Raw genomic sequence first — 18,208 nt, 5'->3', positions numbered from 1 at the left:
GTCGGCGCGCCGTCCGCCTGGCGCGCCGCCGCAGCGGGTGCCTTCCCGAGGAGGCGACCACGTGACGCCGACCGAACGGGCCATCGACGCCCTGCCACCCCACCTGCGCCGCTGGGTGGTGGTGCAGGACTACGCGGCCTACTCCGCCGAGGATCAGGCCACCTGGCGCCTGCTGCTCGGGCGCCTCACCGCCCAGCTGGCGGACACGGCCGATCCGCGCTACCTGGCCGGCCTGGCCCTGACCGGCATCACGGTGGACCACATCCCCAGCCTCGACGAGATGAACCTCGGGCTGGCGCGCGCCGGGTGGAGCGCGGTGGGCGTGGGCGGCTTCATCCCGCCGGCGGTCTTCACCGAGCTGCAGGCCCGGCGGGTGCTGGCCATCGCCACCGGCATCCGGCGTCCGGAGCACCTCGACTACACGCCGGCCCCGGACATCGTGCACGAGAGCGCCGGGCACGCCCCGTTCGTGGCCGACCCGCGCTACGCCGAGTACCTGCAGGCCTGCGGGGAGGTCGGCTTCCGCGCCATCCCCGCCGCCGAGGACCTGGCGGTCTTCGAGGCGGTGCGCCACCTCTCGGAGGTGAAGGAGCGGCGCGGGGTCGCGCCCGCCGAGGAGGCCGCGGCGGAGCGGCGGCTGGCCGCGGCCCAGGCGGCGGTGCCGTTCGCGTCGGAGGGGGCGCGGGCCAGCCGCCTCTACTGGTGGACGGCCGAGTACGGCCTGGTGGGCGGCATGGACGCGCCGCGCCTCTACGGCGCCGGCCTGCTCAGCTCGCTGGGTGAGTCGGCCCGCTGCCTCGGACCCGCCGTGGCCCGGCGCCCGCTCGACGCCGGCTGCGCCGAGGTGCCCTTCGACATCACCCACATGCAGCCGCAGCTCTTCGTGGTGCGCGACTTCGACCGGCTCTTCGAGGTGCTGGAGGCCTTCGCCGCCACGCTCTCCTTCCGCCGCGGCGGCGACCACGGGCTGGCGGAGGCGCTGCGCGCGCGCACGGTGGTCCAGCTCGGCCTCCCCGGAGGGCGCGAGCTCTCGGGGCAGGTGGTGCAGCGGTGGGCCGCGCCGGCGCCGCTGGCCGCCGGCCTGCGCACCGCGCTGGTCCACCTGGCGCCGCCGGTGCTCCGGTCGCGGGGCGGGCGGGCCGAGGGCGGCTGGGTGCAGCACCCCGGCCTGGTGGCCTTCGGGCGCGGCGTGCTCCCGCCGCCGGGGCCCTTCACGCTGCGGCTCGAGAGCGGCCTGCGCCTCTCCGGCAGGCACCTCGGCGGCGGGGAGGTCGAGGGGCTGGCGGGCGCCCTGGGAGGGCGGCCCCTGGAGCTGCCTGCCCGCGCCCTGCTCGAGCTGGCCGAGGGGCTGCCCTCGGTGGCCGGAGGTCCGGCCGACCCGGGCCTGGCGCGGCCCGCCGCGGCGGCGGGGGCCGTGCCCCTGGGCGGCGCGGCGCCGCCGGGCTGAGGCTCAGGCCGGCGGCCGCCGGGCGGGGCGCCGGGCCGGGCGGCGGTCGGAGCCGGCCCGGGCGGGGGACCTGGCCAGGTGCTCCGCCAGCCGGGTGTCGTTCACCGCGATGTGGAAGCGGAGCCACTCGATCACCCGGACGCGCAGCCACTCGCCGAGATCCGGCGTGGGGCCCTTCACCGCCAGCTCGGCCTGCAGCTGCTGGAGGTCGGCCAGGAAGGTGTCGTGCGCCGCCCGGTGGCGCTCGCGGTCCGGGAAGAGGCTGGCCTCCATGAGCTGGCCCTCCTCCACGGTGTGGTCCAGCATGGCGTCGCAGAAGGCCGCCAGGGCGCGCCGGGCGTCTGGCATGGCGCCGGTGCGGAGCGCCACGTCGGCGGCCTCCAGGAGCTGGAAGAGGCCGCGGTGCTGGCGGTCCAGCTCCTCGTGACGCAGCGTCAGCTCCGGCGACCAGGCCACGGCCATCTCCACTCCTCCTGCGGTGCCGGAGTCTCACCACGTCCCGCCAGACCGCTCAAGTCCCACGGACAGGCGGAGGGCCGGATCGTGACCGGTGTCACGCAGGTGGCACACCGGCCCACCCGGGCGAGGTGGGGCCAACGTTCGCTTGCGCCCCCAGGTGCCGCTGCCGCTGCCGCGAAAAGGTTTGCTTCCATACGACCGGTACCATCCGGGGCGGGGCGCCTGGTCCGGCCCGGCGGTTCAGGGTGGGGGCGGCGGGGCGGCCGGCCGGGGCTCGGCCGGCTCGCCGGTGCGGATCTGCCGCTCGGCGCGGCAGGCGCCCTGGTGGCCGGCGGCGCAGGCCTCCACCACCAGGCGGAGCCCGAGGTCGGTGTCGCGCGGCACCCCCTCGCCGTTGAAGGCGGTGGCGCCCGCCGCGTAGAGCAGGTTGGCGGCGGCGTCGCGCAGCCCGGCGGCGCCGCCCTCCGCCAGCAGCGCCCGGGCGACGCCGGCCGCCCGCTCGATCTGGCCGCGCTCCAGGGCCACCACCCCGCCGGCGTAGTCGGCCTCCGGCGTGCGCCACCCGGCCTGCTCCAGCCGGCCGAGGGCCTCCGCCGCGGCCGTGAAGTCCTCCCGCCGGAGGGCGTCGAAGGCCAGGCCCTCCAGGTGCTGGCCGGTGAAGCGCGACAGGCCGGCGCGCGGCCAGACCGCGGCGACGCAGGCCGCCAGGAGCAGCGCGGCCAGGGAGGCCAGCCAGCGGGGGCGGTGGCCCGGCGAGGTGAGCGCCCAGGTGGCGGCGGCGCCGGTGACCAGGCCGCCGAGGTGGGCGGCGTGGTCGATGGGCAGCTTGCCCACCACCGCCACCACGGTCCAGGCGGCCAGCTGCCCGACCACCTGCACGGTGGCGGGGCTGGTGGCGAAGGCGCGCCAGCCGGGCAGGGCGCGCCGGTGCAGCGCCAGGGTGACGCCGATCATCCCGAAGAGCGGTCCCGAGGCGCCGGCCGAGACCACGTCGCTGGCCAGCAGGGAGGCGGCCGCGGCGCCCAGCCCGGAGGCCAGGTAGAGGCCGAGGAAGCGCCAGGGCCCGGCCAGCCGCTCCACCGCGCGGGTCCAGGAGAGGCCGAAGGCGACGTTGAGCGCCAGGTGGATCCAGCCCACGTGCAGGAAGGAGGCGGTCAGCAGGCGCCACCACTGGCCCGCCTGCACCATCCCGCGCTCCAGCGCGCCGGCCCGCACCAGCACCCGCCCGTCGGTGGTGTCGCCCAGGGCGAAGGTCACCCAGGCCAGCACCCCCACCTGCAGCGCCACCAGGGCCAGCGAGGCGGGGGTGGTGGCCAGCGAGGCGAGCCACTCGCGGGGCGAGAGGCGAGGCGGATCGGCGGGGGAGGGGGTGCGGAGCACGCCAGGACGATACCCCGGCGCCGGCCCTCGAGTTCGTCCCGGCGCCGTGCCGGCGTAGGATGCCCCCCCGTGACCGACTACATCGTGAACCCGCGGCGGGCGCCGCGCGCCCAGTCCCGCTGCCGCGTGCACGTCCGCATCCAGGCGCCGGCCCAGGTCTGGGACGCGGAGACCGAGGACATCGGGCCGCACGGCTGCCAGCTGGTGGCGCCGGCGCCCCAGCCGCGCGGCACCATCCTGCTGCTGGAGGTGCAGGGCCCGGCCGCCCGGGAGCCGCTGCGCGCGGCGGGCCGGGTGGCCTGGGTGAACTCCCAGCCGCCCTGGCGCCTGGGCGTGGCCTTCGAGCAGGCGGCGCGGCCGACCGCCGCGCGGTGGTTCTCGGCGCTGCTGGCCGACAACCCCGGGCTCGGGAACTACCGGCGGGTCCCGGACCGGCTGCCGGTGGACGCCATGGTCTTCCTGGCCCTCCCGCCGCGCTTCGCCGACTTCGGTCCGGACGAGCTCGAGCTGCTGCGCCACGTCGCCGGCGGCGCCACCATCGCCGCCCTGCGGGCCCGGCTGGAGGGCAGCTGGGCGGTCAAGCAGCGCACCCTCTTCGCGCTGCTGTCGCGCGGGCTGCTCACGGTGTCGCGCGGCGCGGCCGCCCACCCGGAGACCTGGAAGCACGTCATGGCGGAGTACGGCACCTACTTCCTGGCGGAGGCGCCCGCGAGCCGCGAGTCACCCGTCCCGACCTGGGTGCCCCAGGCGCCGCCGCTCCGGGCCCCCCCAGGCGTCCCCGGCTCGGCCGCGCCGCCTCTTCCGCCGCCAGCGCCGGCCAGCGCGCCGCCCGCCCCGCCACCTTCACCGGCCGCGCCGCCGGCCGCCGCCCAGCCGCCCCCGCAGGCGGCTCCCGGAGCCTCCCTCGAGGCCTCGGCGGGCACCGGGTGGCGGGGCGCCGCCCGTCGCCGCTCCATGGAGGCCCAGGAGGCGTTCGACCTGGGTCGCCAGGAGGCGGCGGCCGGCCGCGGCAGCTCGGCCCTGGCGCTGCTGCGCCGGGCCCTGCAGCTCGCGCCCGGCGACACCGACGTCGCCGCCGAGCTCGCCAGGGTGATGAAGGGCTGAGCGCAGCTAAATTGTGGACCGGATTGGTCAATTCGGTCCTGCGCCGCGCCTTGACTGGGGTGGCCCGAGATTGGTACTCCCCCCGTTCCTTCACGCCGTCCCCACCTGACACGGAGGGTTCACTCCCCGATGTATACGATCGTCCGCCGCGAGGCGTTTTCCGACACGACGTTCCTCTGGGAAGTCTCCGCCCCCGACGTGGCCAAGGCGGCGCTGCCGGGCCACTTCGTCATGCTGCGCCTGGGGACGGGCGCCGAGCGCATCCCGCTCACGGTCGCCGACTACGACCGCGAGAAGGGGACCATCACCATGGTCATCCAGGCGCTCGGCAAGTCCACGCGCCAGATGATGACCGACTACAAGGAGGGCGACACCTTCGAGGACTTCGTCGGGCCGCTCGGCCTGCCGCAGCACATCGAGAAGGTGGGCCACGTGGTCCTGGTGGGCGGCGGCCTCGGCGTGGCGCCGGTCTACCCGCAGCTCAAGGCCTTCAAGGAGGCCGGCAACCGGGTCACCGGCATCATCGGGTTCCGCAACAAGGGCCTGGTGTTCTGGGAGAAGAAGTTCGCCGAGTACTGCGACGACCTCATCGTCTGCACCGACGACGGCAGCTACGGCAAGCCGGGCTTCGTCACGCAGGCGCTCAAGGAGGTCTGCGAGAAGGACAAGCCGGCCGTGGTGGTCGCCATCGGCCCGCTGCCGATGATGAACGCCTGCGTCGAGACCACCCGCCCGTTCGGCGTGAAGACCATGGTCTCGCTCAACGCCATCATGGTGGACGGCACCGGCATGTGCGGCTCCTGCCGCGTCACGGTGGACAAGAACGTCAAGTTCGCCTGCGTGGACGGTCCGGACTTCGACGGCCACCTGGTGGACTTCAAGGAGCTGCTCTCCCGCCAGCGGCGGTTCAAGGCGCAGGAGACGCGGGCCACCGAGGACTACGCCCACGTCTGCAACCTCGAGAAGCAGCTCTTCGACGAGAACAAGCACAACTACAAGAAGATCAAGGATCTCGCCCCCAAGCAGACGGTCATGCCGGAGCGGGACCACGTCGAGCGCGCCCGCAACTTCAAGGAGGTCAACCTCGGCTACTCGCTGCAGGACGCCCTCGGCGAGGCCGAGCGGTGCATCCAGTGCGCCAAGCCGACCTGCATCTCCGGCTGCCCGGTGGAGATCGACATCCCGCGCTTCATCAAGCACCTGGTGGTGCGCGACATCGACGGCGCCCTCGAGGTGATCCGGGAGGCCTCCATCTTCCCGTCGGTCTGCGGCCGCGTCTGCCCGCAGGAGACGCAGTGCGAGGCCCAGTGCGTCATCGCCAAGAAGGTCGAGTCGGTCGGCATCGGCCGGCTCGAGCGCTTCGTCGGCGACCACGGCAAGCTCAAGCCGACGGTGCCGCCGAAGTTCGCCCCCGCCGACATGCTCGGCAAGGTGGCGGTCTGCGGCTCCGGCCCGGCCGGCCTGGCGGTGGCGGCCGACCTGGTCAAGTTCGGCTGCGACGTGACGGTCTACGAGGCCCTGCACGTGGTGGGCGGCGTGCTCCGCTACGGCATCCCGTCCTTCCGCCTGCCGCGTGACATCATCGACCGCGAGGTGAACAGCCTGGTGGAGCTGGGCGTGAAGATCGAGACCAACAAGGTCATCGGCAAGACCTTCACGGTGCCGCAGCTCATCAAGGAGAAGGGCTACGACGCCGTCTTCCTCGGCGTGGGCGCCGGCGCCCCGGCCTTCCTGGGCATCCCGGGCGAGTTCGCCGGCCAGGTCTACTCGGCCAACGAGTTCCTCACCCGCGTCAACCTCATGGGCGGCGACAAGTTCCCGTTCCAGGACACGCCGGTCTCCATCGGCAAGTCGGCCGTCGTCATCGGCGCCGGCAACACCGCCATGGACTGCCTGCGCGTCGCCAAGCGGCTCGGCACCGAGACGGTGCGCTGCGTCTACCGGCGCACCGAGAAGGAGGCCCCGGCCCGCATCGAGGAGATCCGCCACGCCAAGGAGGAGGGCATCGAGTTCTTCTTCCTCCACTCGCCGGTCGAGATCTACACGGACGCCGACGGCAACGTGAAGGGCATGAAGGTCGAGGAGATGGAGCTCGGCGAGCCGGACGAGAAGGGGCGCCGCAAGCCGGTCGCCACCGGCCGCTTCAAGGACCTCGAGTGCGACACGGTCATCTACGCGCTCGGGACCAAGGCCAACCCCATCATCACCCAGTCCACCCCGGGCCTGGCCCTCAACAAGTGGGGCAACATCGTCGCCGACGACGGCAAGACCCAGACCACCTCGCTCCAGGGGGTCTTCGCCGGCGGTGACATCGTCACCGGCGGCGCCACCGTCATCCTCGCCATGGGGGCGGGCCGCCGCGCCGCCCGCTCGATCGGCGCCTACCTGAAGGGCGGCAAGAAGAAGTGGCCCATCACGGAGGAGGACATGACCGCATTCGTTCCACCCACCCCGCTCGGCGCCGCCGGCGCCACCGCCACCGGCCCGCAGTCGGCGGCGGCCTCCGGCACGGTGTGCCCCAAGTGCCGCCAGCCCCTCGAGGGTGACGAGGCCTACGTCTGCTGCGCCACCGCGCAGCTCACCTGGAAGTGCCAGGACTGCGCCAAGGTGAGCGAGGGCTTCGCCTTCCCGTACGGCATGTGCCCGGCCTGCGGCGGCAAGCTGGCGGTGGCCGACCCGGCCAAGGCGTCCGAGGCGGCGGCGCTCGATGCCGTCCGCATCGCCTTCGAGATCGAGCTGGGCGGCCAGGCCTTCTACGGCCGCGCCTCCAAGGAGGCGCCCGACCCGCTGCTGCGCGAGCTCTTCGGCCGCATGGCCGAGATGGAGAAGGAGCACATGGCCACGCTGTCGCGGCGCTACCACGCGCAGATGCCGGCGCCCGGCGACTTCAAGGTGGACCGGGCCGCCATCTACGCCGGCATCCCCAACCGGCCGGAGGACCCGGCCAACCTGTTCCGCATCGCCATCGCCTTCGAGGAGCGGGCCGTGCAGTTCTTCTCGGAGCGCGGCGCCGCCGCGGCCGAGGGCACGCCGGAGAAGGAGCTCTACAAGGAGCTGGCGGCCGAGGAGCGGGAGCACGTGGACCTGCTCACCACCGAGCTGGCGCGCTGGCAGGCCGGCAAGCCGGGCCTCATCTAGCGCCGGCGGCAGGTCGCTGGTCCGCGGGGCCCGGTCGAGAGACCGGGCCCTTCGCCTTTCCGGGGAGGCCCGGCGCGACGCCGGCCCCCAGCCGGGGAAGGGCTCCGCGGCCGTGCGGCCAGGGTGCGGCGCCTTGCCCTGTGGCCATTCGCCACAAAGCGAGACGGCCTGGTGGTCCGAGCGCCTGGAGCCCCGAGCCAGCGGCTCAGGCGATCTCCACCAGCCCCGGCGCGTAGCAGGAGAGCGCCAGCAGGCTGGTGCGCTGCCACTTGCGCGCCGGGCTGGAGAGGAAGCGCAGCTTGTAGCGCTGCGGCTCCGGCAGGGCCTGGACGCGCTGGATCCAGTGGATGAAGGCCTTGAAGCCGGAGGAGTTGCAGAACTCCAGCTCCTGGAAGTCCACCCGGATCTCCTTCACGTTGGCGCCGGCCAGCTGGCCGTGCACCGCGTCCACGAAGGGGTTGAGGATGCCGGCCGGGTTGACGGTGCTGATGGTCCCCCGGAAGGCCACCTTGAGGCCGGCGGCGTCGTTGACCAGCCCAGCCGAGTACTTCTCCTCGGACACCTGCAGGGACGCGCCGCGCGAGCCGATGACACTAGACATGGAGACCTCCTGGGACCTGGATCACTGGGGCGTGGAGCAGGCCTCGGGCCAGGACGGTGACCCGGCGCCCCTCCCGGATGACGGACAGCTCGAGCTGGGCCTCGAAGCGGACGCGGGCCAGCCCCAGCCCGCCGCGGGTGGCGGCCGGCGCCTCGGCCATGGCGCGCAGGTAGCTGCGCAGGGCGTCGGGCTCGCTGTTGAGCCGCTCCACCCTCTGGCGCAGCTCCTCGAACGCCTCGTCGCTGCAGGGGTTGCTGACCGCCACCTCGATGCGGTCGGCCGCCGGGTCCACCTGCAGGGTGAGGTCCACGTCCTCGCCGCAGGCCTGCGGGATGGCGTTCTGCATCAGCTCGTGCACGGCCAGCGCCACCTGGGCCTCGCGGCTCTGGCCGGGGCAGGCGCACAGGCAGAAGGACTCGACGAAGCGTCGGATCTCGTCGACGAAGACCCAGGGCGGTCTCATCCTGAGCATGAGGTAGATGGGGCGCCCTCCGAAGTCAGCTGTGGTCGTCATGCGTTCGCCTCAGGATCACCGCGGTCATGTCGTCGGACTGGGTGGACAGGAAGGCCTCGGCCCGCTCGAAGATCAGCTGCAGCACCTGGGCGGCGGTGCGGGGGCCGGGCTCGCACAGCAGCGCCGCCAGCCGGTCCTCGCCGAAGAGCTCGCCACCTGCCGAGGTGGCCTCCACCACGCCGTCGGTGATGAGGCAGAGCAGGTCGCCGGGCCCCAGCTGGAACTCGCGCTCCACCACCCCGGGGCCCACCTCCTCGGTGAGCCCCATCCACGGCCCGGCCGGCTCGAGCACCTCCACCCCGCCGGCGGCCCGGCCGATGAAGACCGGCTGGTGGGCCCCGGCGCAGAGGAAGCGGCCGCCGCCCAGGTGTCGCACCGCCATGAGGGTGAGGTAGTCGTCGCGCCCCATCCGCTTGACCACGTTCTCGTGGATGACCCGGTTGACGGCGGTGATGACGCTGGCCGGGCGCCCGTGCGGATCGTCGGCGATGGCGGCGTAGGCGGCCGCCTGGGCCATCATCATCACCAGGCCGGAGTTGATGCCGTGGCCGGAGACGTCGCCGATGAGCACCCAGAAGGTGTCGGGGAAGGCCAGCACGTCGTAGAGGTCGCCGCCCACGTCCTCGGCCGGCTTCATGCGGGCGGCCACCTCGTAGCCAGGCACGGCCGGGCTGCTGGGCAGGATGGCGGTCTGGATGCGGTGGGCGATCTGCACCTCCCTGCGGAGGGCCTCGGTGCGCTGCAGCTCGTCGCGGGAGCGGGCCACCTCGGCGACCATGGTGTTGAACGAGCCCACCAGGTGGCCGAGCTCGCCCGAGTGGACCTCGGGCAGGCGGGTGGTCAGGTCGCCGCTGGCCACCCGGGACATCGAGACGGCCACCTCGCTCAAGGGGCGGGTGGCCGCCTGCAGGGCCCAGACGCTGGCCAGGGCCGCGCCCACCAGCACCACCCCGTAGAGGACGGCCAGCACCAGCCGCATGGTGGCCAGCCGCCCGTAGGCCTGCGCCTCGCGCTCCACCATGGCCGAGGACCAGCCCGGTGGCTCCTCGGCCGGCGCGGTGCGCACCGCCAGCAGCGCCTCACCCGAGGGCGAGTTGAGCCGCTCCAGGGTGCCGGGCGCCCCGGCGAGCCGGATCAGCTCGTCGAAGGTGGACGGGTCGACCCCGGGGGGCACCAGCACCAGCGCGTGGCTGGCGTCGTGGACCACCGGGACCAGCGCCGTCTCGTTGCCGTTGATCTCCGCCAGGAGGCGGCCCATGGCCCGGGTGGAGATCGCCGCCAGCATGGCGCCCACCACGTCGGAGGCGAAGTCCTTCACCGGCACCGCCACCAGCACCACCACCTCGTCGCCGCCGTCGGCGTCCACCTGGGACAGCCGGCCCAGCTCCATCGAGAGCGGCGTGCCCTCCAGGGCGGCGTCCACGATGTCGAGGCGCAGCGAGCGATCGCGCTGCGCGGACAGCGCCGTGCCGCGCCGCGCCCCGGCCGCGCCGGCCCGGACGCCGGCGGTGAGGGCCGCCTCGGGCCCGACCAGGGCGGCGGCGGCGATGCTGCCGCCCTGCTCCTGGATGAGCCGGCGCAGGTAGTCCTCGGCGAACTTGGGGTCGCCCGAGTCGAGGGTCAGCTGCATGGCCTCGGCCTCGGCCCAGTTGCGCACCGTCAGGGCCCGCTCCTCCTGGAAGCGATGCACCGCCTCGTGCACCTCGCGGGAGCGGGCCGAGAGGTGGTCCAGCACCGCCTCGGTCACCACGCCGCGCGCCACCTGCTCGAAGCCCGCCGCCGCCGCCGCCAGCGCCAGCGCCACCAGCACCACGGTGGCGGCCAGCAGGCGGAGCCGGAGCGAGCTGGCGCGGCGGGGCACCGGCTACTTCCCGCCTGCCTGCCGGCCCGCGTAGTACTTGAGGAACTCGTAGATGTCCGCCGCCTGCTCCTCGTTGATGCCGGAGTTGGGGCGGCGGATCATCTTCTTCATGTAGCGCTTCCACTCGCTCGAGTCGAAGCGCGAGTTGATGGCGCGGGCCGCCGGGTGGCACTTGGAGCACTTCTGCAGGAAGGTCGGGTACTGGCGCTGCTGGTCGGGCGGGTAGGCCGACACGTCGACCGCGCCGGGGCCGTCGTCGCGCGGGTCGTGTGGGGCCTTCTCGGCGCCGCCGGGGGCGCCGGCGCCGAGGGCCGCGGCCAGCGCCAGGCTGGTGAGGCAGGGGATCATCTAGAACGCTCCTCCGAGGCCCAGGTGGCCGGAGTGGAACTCCGCCCAGGCGGTCGGCATCCAGTACTCGTATGACACCTTGAGGTAGAGCGACGAGGCCAGCGAGGTCATCAGGCCCGCGGTGGCCCGGTCGATGCGGGTGGCCGGGGTCATGGCCTGCGCCGACCCGGGCAGGGGCACGCCCCGCCGCTCCAGGCGGTCGAAGCGGGCCACCACGCTGGAGGAACGGCCCAGGGGGTGCTCCAATTCAGCGTAGAAGCCCTGCTTGTCGAACCAGGGGTCGACCACGTCGTAGGCGTAGCCGGCGGCGGACGGGTCGAGCCGGGTCCGGCGCAGGGCCCACTCCCCGCGCAGGGTGGCCTTCCAGATGGGGAGCGCCGCGTCGACCGCCACCGCGTCGTAGCGGAGGCGCGCCGCCTTGTCGAAGCGCCCGCCGGTGTAGGAGGCCCCCAGGCTGACGTCGCCGAGGACGTGCCCAGGCTCGGAGGTCAGGGTGAAGGCCAGGCGCCCGCCGTAGGCCGGCTCGGCGTTGTTGTCGGCGTACGGGACGCTGCGCAGCGCCATCCAGTCCACGTCGTTGCCGCCCTTGAGGCCGGCCACGGCGTAGGCGCCGTACCAGACCTGCACCACGTCGGCCAGGAAGAACATGCCGTAGGCCAGGGCGCCGGTGTCCACGTAGGGCAGCATCACCACCGGGCCGTTCAGGTTGGCGCGGTCGGCGAAGGCGGAGCGGCCCATGTCGTAGATGAGCGGCCCCGAGGTGGCCTTGTGGCCGGAGGGGTCGATGCGGTTGGAGTACTCGCCGAAGGGGACGGCGATGCGCCCGACCTGCAGGTTGAACCAGAGCTTCGGCTGGTAGTCGAAGGCGGCGTGCTCCAGCTCGATGCCGTGGCAGCTCAGGCAGGCCTTGGTGGAGAACGAGAGGTCGTCGTCGATGTCCACGCCCACCTTGAGCGAGCCGTCCGGCGTGACCCCGCGGGTGGCGCGCACCGCCGCGCCGTCGGGGATGACCCAGGTGTCCACGTAGAAGGAGCCCGAGACCGCCACGCTCGGCGCGGCCCGCGCGGCGCCGGCGCCGGCGCCGAGGCAGAGCAGGAGCGCCAGCCAGCCGGCGGCCAGGGCGCGCCGGCGGGGACCAGGGGGGGCGCCGCCGGGCCGCTCAGTCATCGGCCGCTCCGGCGGAGACCCAGCCCTCGATGGCCAGCAGCTCCTCTGCCGTCAGCTCCTCGCCGCCGGGCGGCATGGGGGTCCCGTAGCCGCCCACCGCCTCGTGGGTGCCACGCAGCTTGATGACGAGGTAGCTCTGCGCCAGGTCGCCGGGGGTGACGAGCGGGACGGCGGGCGCTTGCTCGGAGGGGATGCCCACCAGCGCGCCGAAGGACTCGCCAGCCACCAGCGAGAGCGGCGTGCCGTTCCCACCCACGTGGCAGGCGGCGGTGGCGCACCGGGGGGAGAAGACCAGCGACTGCACCGACGACAGGGTCGGCTCCAGCGACGGCAGGCCGCCGCCCGGGATGGCGGCGCCGACGTCGGGCCCCGTCAGGCAGGCGGTCAGCAGGACCGCCAGGGCCGGTGCGCGCAGGTGTCGCATGAAGCCTCCATGATACGGGGGCGCCGGCGGTGGGTGTCAATGCGCACCTGGCCGACAAGAGGCTGATTTCTCGCCCCTTTCGGCGTTCGGTGGGCGGCGTGTCCCGGGGACGGGGGACGAGCCTGCCTCCATCAGCCAGCGGAGGCGCGGGGCCGGCGGGCCTTTCCTGGGGAGGCGGCCACCAGCGCCAGCTTGGCGGCACGTGGGAGCCGCTTGATGGCGGCCTCCCGCCGGAGCGCCGCGCTCCGATCGCCGACCTGCTCCTGGTGGACCAGCACCACCGGCAGGCGCGAGCGGGTGTAGCGCGCCCCCTCGCCGGCGGCGTGGCGGGCCACCCGCCGGTCGAGGTCGTTGGTGGCGCCGGTGTAGAGCGAGCCGTCGCGGCACCGCAGCAGGTAGACGCGCCAGCCGGCCCGAGGCTGGGCCACGGATGGGCTACCGGCCGCGCGGCGCGCTGCGGACGATGGGGCGCTGCGCGTTGAAGGGGTTGCTGGGCTTCCCGGCCTTGAGCGGCGCGGCAGCGACCTTGGCCTCCGGGCCGTGGGCGTGCTCCGACTCGGCGTGCACGGGCTCGCTGCGGTGGACCGGCTTGCCTTCCTTCTTCCGCTTCTTGCTCACGGGCATGGTGTCTGGGCTCCAGGGGGCTGTGGGTGGGACGCCAGGGGCCACGGTAGTCCGGAGCCGGCGCGGCGTCACGCGACCAGCGGGGGCTGGTGGCCGGTCGCGGGGCGCGCCGGCGGCCCGGTCAGGGCGGGAGATTGGCGGTGAAGGAGACCAGCGCGTCCTGGCGGCAGCGCACGGTGCGCTGGGCGGGGCGGCGCCCGGGGTGCACCAGGCGCACCTCGACCGGCTCCCCTGGCCGGCAGTCCACCGTGGTGAGGAGCGGGGTCTGCCCCTGGTCGAGGCCGTCCACCAGCACGGTGGCGCCCGCGGGCCGGGAGTCCACCGAGAGGCCGAAGCCCTGGAACGGCGAGACCAGCTCGCCGCTGGCGTCGGGGACGGCCGGACGGGGGGCCAGGACCTCCACCTTCTTCCAGCCGCGCTGCGCCTCGGCCAGCGCCTCCTGGGCGGCGCGGTTGGCCTCGATCTCCTCCACGGTGGGGCCGTCGCGGCGGGGCGGCTCCGCCGCGGCGCCGGCCGGCCCGCCCGAGGGGGCGTCGCCCAGGGCGGCGTCGGCCTGGCGGGCAGAGGCCTGGGCGGCCTGCTCGGCGGTGCGGACCGCCTGGCGCGCGGCCGGCACGGCCGCCCCGGGGCCCGGACCCGTCGGGGCGGTGGCCCAGCGCCGCACGTGCGGCAGGGCCACCGCGGCCAGCACCAGCGGCACCACCAGGAAGGCGGCCCGGATGGCGAAGCGGAGGGGGCGCGGCTCGCTCACGGCGTCACCTGGAGGCGCGGGAGAAGGCCGAGCCGACGGCCGCCGCGCCGAGCGCCAGGGCCGAGAAGATCCCCATCTTCAGCCACTCGCCGGCGTTCATGGCGGTCATGGCGAGCCAGCCGCAGGAGAAGACGGCGAAGGCGCTGAGGAAGGTGCCCAGCCTGGCCATGGTGCGGTTCACGGCGCCTCCGGCGCTGCGGGGCGGGGAGGGGCGGCGGGCGGCGCGGCGGTCGTGCGGGACATGGCTGCGGTTGTAGCGCGCGACGCGGCCGGTGCAAACCCGCCTCCGGTGCGGTGGCCCCCCGGATCGGGGTGACGCTGCGTCCGAAACATGGTCTCTTCCGCCGGTCCCGGCCGGCGCGTCCCGTGCCCCCACCGGCCCGGGGCGCCGTGCCCGTCGCCCGTCACGCCGGGCGCCGGGGCGTCTCCCTGTACCGTCCCGCCGCCCGCTCCCGCCGCCCCGAGGTCCTCGTGCCCCCGTCGCCGCCCGCCGCACCGCTCCACCCCTCCGTCGCCGCGGTGCAGGGGGACCGCGCCTTCTTCGGCCACCCCCGCGGGCTGGGGCTGATCTTCGTGGTCGAGATGTGGGAGCGCTTCTCCTACTACGGCATGCGGGCCCTGCTGGTGCTCTACCTGGTGAACGGGCTGCAGTGGGACAAGGCGGAGGCGGCGCGCCTCTACGGCACCTACACCAGCCTGGTCTACCTGACGCCGCTCATCGGCGGATACCTGGCCGACCGGCTCATCGGCACCCGCCGCTCGATGGTGCTCGGCAGCGTCATCATCGCCCTCGGCCACTTCGCGCTGGCCATGCCCGGCCTGCCGTCCTTCTACGCCGGCCTCGGGCTGATCATCGTCGGCACCGGCTTCTTCAAGCCCAACGCCGCGGCGCAGGTCGGCCAGATGTACGCGCCCGGGGACTCGCGCCGCGACGCCGGCTTCACCATCTTCTACATGGGGGTCAACGCCGGCGCGGCCATCGGCCCGCTGGTGTGCGGCTACCTGGCCCAGAGCGAGCGCTGGGGCTGGCACTACGGCTTCGGCGCCGCCGGTGTGGGCATGGTGCTCGGCCTGCTCATCTACCTGTGGGGGCGCGACCGCTACATGCCGGGCATCGGGGTGGGCGTGCCGGCCAGGCAGGCGGCCGGGGTCCAGCCGGGCGAGGGCGAGGTCGGTCCGCCGAGGCGGGTGCTGCTGCTCGACGCGGCCGGCGGGGCGGCGGCGGGCGGGGCGCTGGCGGCCCTGCTGGGCGGCCTGGCGCTCCAGCCGGTGGTGCTGGGCGCGGCCATCGGCGGCGCGCTGGCGGTCACGGTGCTCGGCACCCACGGCGAGGAGCGGCGCCGGGTGCTGGCGATCTTCCTGGCCGCCTTCTTCGTGGTCTTCTTCTGGGCCGCCTACGAGCAGGCCGGCAGCTCCATGAACCTGTTCGCCGACAAGTTCACCGACCTCACGGTGGGGGGCTTCGACATCCCGTCCTCCTGGTTCCAGTCGGTCAACCCGACCATCATCCTGGTCTTCGGGCCGGTCTTCGCGGGGCTGTGGGGGGCGCTGGCGCGCCGTGGCAAGGAGCCACCCACCGCCCTCAAGATGGTCTTCGGGCTGGCGCTGCTCGGGGTGGGGTTCCTCTTCCTGGTGGCCGGTGGGGCGCGGGCCGACGCCGGGGTGAAGGTCAGCCCGATCTGGCTGCTGCTGGCCTACTCCTTCCACACCTTCGGCGAGCTGTGCCTCTCGCCGGTGGGGCTGTCCTACGTGAGCAAGATCGCGCCGGCTCGCTTCGCCTCCCTGCTCCTGGGGGCCTGGTACCTGGCCAACGCCACCGCCAACAAGATCGCCGGCGCGCTGGCCGCCTACACCCCCACGCCCGGGCAGGCGCCCGCCGTGCTGGAGGAGGGGCTGGGCGGGGCGGTGCAGCGCATCTCCCAGACCAACGCCGGCTTCTTCTCCATCTTCGTGGTCACCAGCCTGGCCGCGGCCGGCCTCATGCTGCTCTGCGTGCCCCTGCTCCGAAGGCTGACCAGCAGCGTGAAGGCCTGACCGGCCGGCGCGCTGCGCCGGCCAGGACCGTTCCCGAGTTTCCAGTGGAGACACCCATGCCGCGCTCCCTCCGCACCTCCCTCGCCGCCGCGCTGACGCTCGCCACGCTGAACGCCTGCGCCACCACGACTGCGACCCCGACCGCGACCACGACCCCGACCGCGATCCCGACCGACCCCGACCCCGACCGCGACCCCGACCCCAACCCCGACCGCGACCCCGACCGCGACCCCGACCGCGACCCCGACCGCGACCGCGACCGCGACCGCGACCCTGGCCGACAACCCCCTCCTCGCCGACTGGAACACCCCGTTCGGCCTGCCGCCCTTCGCCGAGATCAGGGTCGAGCACCACCTGCCGGCCTTCGAGGCGGCCATGGCCACCGAGCGGCGCGAGGTCGAGGTCATCGCCACCAGCCAGGCGCCGGCCACCTTCGAGAACACGGTGGCGGCGCTCGACGGGGTCGGCGAGCGGCTCGCCCGGGTCTCGGCGGTCTTCTTCGGGCTGGTCGGGGCCGACACCACCGAGGCGCTGCAGGCCATCAACCGGAAGGTGACGCCGCTGCTCACGACCCACCGGGACGACATCGCGCTCGATGCCCGCCTCTACGCCAGGGTCCAGGCGGTCTGGTCCCAGCGGGAGCGGCTCGACCTGGCGGTGGACCAGCAGATGCTGCTGGAGCGGACCTGGAAGCGCTTCGTCCGCGCCGGCGCCGAGCTCGGGCCGGCGCAGCAGGTCCGGCTCCGCGAGGTGAACGCCGAGTTGGCCAGCGCCGGCGTGAAGTTCGGCGACAACCTGCTGGCGGAGACCAACGCCTACAGGCTGGTGCTCGACCGGACGGCGCAGCTGGCCGGCCTGCCGGAGCGGGTGGTGGCCGGCGCCGCCGAGGCGGCTCGGAAGGCCGGGCTGGAGGGGCGATGGGTCTTCACGCTGCAGGCCCCGTCCATCTGGCCGTTCCTGCAGTACGCGGAGGACCGCGAGCTGCGCCGCCAGCTCTTCACCGCCTACACCACCAAGGCGGATCACGGCGGCGCCACCGACAACAACGGGCTGGCCTCCCGGGTGGCGGCGCTCCGGGTCGAGAAGGCCCGGCTCCTCGGGTTCGCCACCTGGGCAGACTACGTGCTCGACGACTCCATGGCCGGCACCCCGGCGCGGGTCTACGGGCTGCTCAACCAGCTGTGGGGCCCGGCCAAGGAGGCGGCCGCCGCGGAGGCCGAGGCGCTGGCCGCGGCGGTCAAGGCGGCCGGCCGGGACCACCCGGTGGAGCCCTGGGACTGGTTCTTCTACACGGAGAAGGTGCGCCAGGCCCGCTACGCCCTCGACGAGTCGGAGCTGCGGCCGTACTTCCCGGTGGACCGGGTGCGCGACGGGGCCTTCGCGGTGGCCGGCAAGCTCTACGGCATCACCTTCACCGAGCTCACGGGGGTGCCCGTCTACCACCCGGAGGTGAAGGCCTTCGAGGTGAAGGACCGCGACGGCTCCCACCTGGCGGTCTTCCTGGTGGACTACCACCCGCGGCCCGGGAAGCGCTCCGGGGCCTGGGCCTCCGGCTTCCGGGGCCAGTGGGTCAAGGACGGCAGGGAGATCCGGCCGCTGGTCTACAACGTCGGCAACTTCTCGCGCGGGGTGGGCGACGCCCCGGCCCTGCTCTCGCTCGAGGAGGTGGAGACCCTCTTCCACGAGCTGGGCCACGGGCTGCACGCCATCCTCGGGAAGAAGCGCTACCTCGGCCTGGGCCAGGTGCCGCGCGACTTCGTCGAGCTGCCGAGCCAGGTGATGGAGAACTGGGCCACCGAGCCCGAGGTGCTGCGGGGCTACGCCCGCCACTGGAAGACCGGGGCGCCCATCCCGCCGGCGCTGGTCGAGAAGATCCAGCGCACCGCCCGCTTCGACCAGGGCTTCAAGAACGTGGAGTACCTGGCGGCGTCGCTCCTCGACCTGGAGTGGCACACCCTCACCACCACCGCCGAGGTGGACGCCAAGGCCCTCGAGCGGGTGGCGCTGGCCCGCATGTCGCTGCCGTCCACCATCGTGCCGCGCTACCGGACCACCTCCTTCCAGCACATCTTCGGCCCGGGCGGCGGCTACTCGGCCGGCTACTACAGCTACAAGTGGGCCGAGGTGCTCGACGCCGACGCCTTCGCCGCCTTCCAGGAGAAGGGGCTCTTCGACCAGGCCACGGCGCGCCGCTTCCGCACGCTGCTCGAGAAGGGGCGGTCGGAGGATCCCATGAAGCTCTACGTCGACTTCCGCGGTCGCCCTCCCTCCGTGCAGCCGCTCCTCCGGAAGCTCGGCTTCGACCGGCCCGGGCGCTGAACCACCGGCGCGGCCGGGCCGGCGCCTCCGCCCGGGC

Annotated in this window: 17 protein-coding genes; 5 read left to right on the top strand and 12 right to left on the bottom strand. The window is 74.3% G+C overall.

Going from position 1 to position 18,208, the window contains the following annotated elements:
* Positions 1-61 precede the first annotated feature (61 nt).
* The gene (locus IPO09_10060; GenBank protein ID MBK9517680.1) at positions 62-1,447 is read left to right on the top strand and encodes an aromatic amino acid hydroxylase; all 1,386 of its coding nucleotides are present in this window, start codon (positions 62-64) and stop codon (positions 1,445-1,447) included.
* Between the two features lie 3 nt (positions 1,448-1,450).
* On the opposite strand, the gene IPO09_10055 is transcribed toward IPO09_10060, so the two are convergent.
* Positions 1,451-1,909 (bottom strand): hemerythrin domain-containing protein, encoded by a 459-nt coding sequence (locus IPO09_10055; protein MBK9517679.1) that lies wholly within the window; start codon positions 1,907-1,909, stop codon positions 1,451-1,453.
* A 237-nt stretch (positions 1,910-2,146) separates the two neighbouring features.
* Positions 2,147-3,286, bottom strand: a complete 1,140-nt coding sequence (locus IPO09_10050) for a rhomboid family intramembrane serine protease (GenBank protein ID MBK9517678.1) — start codon at positions 3,284-3,286, stop codon at positions 2,147-2,149.
* Between the two features lie 69 nt (positions 3,287-3,355).
* Here IPO09_10050 and IPO09_10045 point away from each other — a divergent pair, with 69 nt between their 5' ends.
* Together IPO09_10045 and gltA are read left to right on the top strand one after the other, a co-directional pair.
* Positions 3,356-4,390 (top strand): PilZ domain-containing protein, encoded by a 1,035-nt coding sequence (locus IPO09_10045; GenBank protein ID MBK9517677.1) that lies wholly within the window; start codon positions 3,356-3,358, stop codon positions 4,388-4,390.
* A gap of 129 nt (positions 4,391-4,519) precedes the next feature.
* The gene (gene gltA, locus IPO09_10040; protein MBK9517676.1) at positions 4,520-7,528 is read left to right on the top strand and encodes an NADPH-dependent glutamate synthase; all 3,009 of its coding nucleotides are present in this window, start codon (positions 4,520-4,522) and stop codon (positions 7,526-7,528) included.
* A 205-nt stretch (positions 7,529-7,733) separates the two neighbouring features.
* Here gltA and IPO09_10035 read toward each other — a convergent pair whose 3' ends face one another.
* The 10 genes from IPO09_10035 to IPO09_09990 form a co-directional block, all read right to left on the bottom strand.
* Positions 7,734-8,129, bottom strand: coding sequence for a hypothetical protein (locus IPO09_10035; GenBank protein ID MBK9517675.1), 396 nt, complete (start codon positions 8,127-8,129; stop codon positions 7,734-7,736).
* Entirely contained in the window at positions 8,122-8,643 is a 522-nt protein-coding gene (locus IPO09_10030) for an anti-sigma regulatory factor (GenBank protein ID MBK9517674.1), read from the bottom strand. The genes IPO09_10035 and IPO09_10030 overlap by 8 nt, the downstream gene beginning before the upstream one ends.
* The gene (locus IPO09_10025; protein MBK9517673.1) at positions 8,627-10,504 is read right to left on the bottom strand and encodes a SpoIIE family protein phosphatase; all 1,878 of its coding nucleotides are present in this window, start codon (positions 10,502-10,504) and stop codon (positions 8,627-8,629) included. Before IPO09_10025 ends, IPO09_10030 begins: the two co-directional genes overlap by 17 nt.
* 3 nt (positions 10,505-10,507) lie before the next feature.
* A complete protein-coding gene (locus tag IPO09_10020; protein MBK9517672.1) occupies positions 10,508-10,849 on the bottom strand; it encodes a hypothetical protein in 342 nt (113 codons plus the stop codon).
* A gap of 3 nt (positions 10,850-10,852) precedes the next feature.
* The gene (locus IPO09_10015; GenBank protein MBK9517671.1) at positions 10,853-12,019 is read right to left on the bottom strand and encodes a hypothetical protein; all 1,167 of its coding nucleotides are present in this window, start codon (positions 12,017-12,019) and stop codon (positions 10,853-10,855) included.
* On the bottom strand, positions 12,012-12,443 hold the full coding sequence (locus IPO09_10010) for a hypothetical protein (protein MBK9517670.1): 432 nt from the start codon (positions 12,441-12,443) through the stop codon (positions 12,012-12,014). Before IPO09_10010 ends, IPO09_10015 begins: the two co-directional genes overlap by 8 nt.
* Positions 12,444-12,574: 131 nt before the next feature.
* A complete protein-coding gene (locus tag IPO09_10005) occupies positions 12,575-12,871 on the bottom strand; it encodes a GIY-YIG nuclease family protein (protein ID MBK9517669.1) in 297 nt (98 codons plus the stop codon).
* Between the two features lie 7 nt (positions 12,872-12,878).
* Positions 12,879-13,061, bottom strand: a complete 183-nt coding sequence (locus IPO09_10000) for a hypothetical protein (GenBank protein MBK9517668.1) — start codon at positions 13,059-13,061, stop codon at positions 12,879-12,881.
* A gap of 127 nt (positions 13,062-13,188) precedes the next feature.
* On the bottom strand, positions 13,189-13,818 hold the full coding sequence (locus IPO09_09995; GenBank protein ID MBK9517667.1) for a PEGA domain-containing protein: 630 nt from the start codon (positions 13,816-13,818) through the stop codon (positions 13,189-13,191).
* A gap of 4 nt (positions 13,819-13,822) precedes the next feature.
* Positions 13,823-13,999 carry a hypothetical protein gene (locus IPO09_09990; protein MBK9517666.1) on the bottom strand — a complete coding sequence of 59 codons (177 nt, stop codon included), beginning with the start codon at positions 13,997-13,999 and terminating at the stop codon, positions 13,823-13,825.
* Positions 14,000-14,337: 338 nt separating this feature from the next.
* On the opposite strand from IPO09_09990, the gene IPO09_09985 reads away from it, so the two are divergent.
* Complete coding sequence (locus IPO09_09985) at positions 14,338-15,852, top strand: peptide MFS transporter (GenBank protein ID MBK9517665.1); 1,515 nt, start codon at positions 14,338-14,340, stop codon at positions 15,850-15,852.
* A 273-nt stretch (positions 15,853-16,125) separates the two neighbouring features.
* Positions 16,126-18,171, top strand: coding sequence for a M3 family metallopeptidase (locus IPO09_09980; GenBank protein MBK9517664.1), 2,046 nt, complete (start codon positions 16,126-16,128; stop codon positions 18,169-18,171).
* The last annotated feature ends 37 nt before the right edge of the window (positions 18,172-18,208 follow it).

Source organism: Anaeromyxobacter sp. (assembly GCA_016718565.1).
Lineage (GTDB): Bacteria > Myxococcota > Myxococcia > Myxococcales > Anaeromyxobacteraceae > JADKCZ01.
The sequence above is the reverse complement of the archived record's forward strand: the minus strand, read 5'-3'. Positions and strand labels throughout refer to the sequence as shown.